The organism is Myxococcus sp. AM009, from assembly GCF_013372605.1.
Taxonomy (GTDB): Bacteria; Myxococcota; Myxococcia; order Myxococcales; family Myxococcaceae; genus Myxococcus; species Myxococcus vastator.
Genome location: NZ_JABXEP010000359.1, coordinates 1 through 656 on the forward strand (window position 1 = coordinate 1; position 656 = coordinate 656).

Here is a 656-nt window from a genome sequence, read left to right on the forward strand (position 1 = left end):
GGCGCCGCCAGGTGGAGCGGCAGGCCGCGCCGGTACAAGTCCAGCGCCAGGTCCACGCGGCGCTGGGACAGCAACCAGTGCGTCACGTGGCGCAGGCTGTAGAGCAGCAGCTCCAGCCGCTCACGCCTGCGGGCCGTGCCTCCCGGATAGCGCCCCAGGCGCTCCTGCTCCAATTGATACCGCGTGCCCTGGTAGCCGGACTCCAGCGCCGTGGACGTGGAGCCCGCGTGCTGGCGGTAGCCCACCACCGCGGGGGCGCGCACCCAGGCGAAGCCCGGCGCCGTGCCCAGCCGGTACAGCAAGTCGTAGTCCTCGCCGCTGATGCGCAGCGAGGTGAAGCCGCCCACGCGCCGCAGCGCCTCCGTGCGCACCGCCAGCACGCACGCGGTGCGCGGCGTCCGGTCCTCCGCGCTGGCCAGATAGTCCGCGAAGCGCAGCACCTGGGGCGGCTCGCGCACCACGGACGCCAGGGACTCGGCCCGGGAGAACGGCACCGCCGTGCCCAGCACCAGCGACGTCCCCGCCTCCGCCTCCAGCACCCGCCGGTACGTGGCCAGCGTCCAGGGGAACCACAGGTCGTCACTGTCCAGGAAGGCCACATAGGCGCCGCGGGCCTCCTGGATGCCCAGGTTGCGCGCGGCGCCCGGGCCCGCGTT

General features: G+C 74.5%; 1 protein-coding gene. It reads right to left on the minus strand.

What is annotated here, in order from left to right:
- On the minus strand, positions 1–656 hold a 656-nt coding region (locus HV824_RS35860), incomplete at both ends, for a glycosyltransferase family 2 protein (RefSeq protein ID WP_176425277.1).